This window comes from Massilia sp. 05N420, from assembly GCF_056397205.1.
The window spans coordinates 1-391 of the sequence record NZ_JBFTMX010000239.1; the positions used below are offsets into that span (position 1 = coordinate 1).

Annotated in this window: 1 pseudogene; it reads left to right on the plus strand. The window is 58.6% G+C overall.

What is annotated here, in order from left to right:
* Window positions 1–186: 186 nt before the first annotated feature.
* Window positions 187–391, plus strand: a pseudogene (locus AC1DIX_RS28140) (GlxA family transcriptional regulator); the annotation flags it as partial.

Sequence of the window (391 nt, forward strand, 5' to 3'; positions counted from 1 at the left end):
TCGCTGCATCGCACGTATCTCGTCGAGCGCGTAGTTGGCTTCAAACCCGACTTCCGGTTCAGGCTCACCAATTTTGATTACATTCAGCATTGACGTTTCCTTTTGTCCACATCTAGTCTTAAAAGACCCAATTGTCTAGATGGCGTAGAAAATTTTTGACCGAACATTCCAATACGGTGCCGGCTCTTGGCCGAAGGCTCGCCGGTGTCCGGCATCGTTCCGGACACGGCCAATGTCGCCGGCCGCGGCGGGGTGAATATCGCCTGTACCAGGCCGGCACTGATTGAACGGGTCCGCAACCGCGCGTCCCGGGTCCGGAGGAAGGCGTCGGTTTGCAGCGGCGCGTTTCTGCTGGCCGAGCCCGGAGTGCTGCATGGTCGCCGTGCTGTCA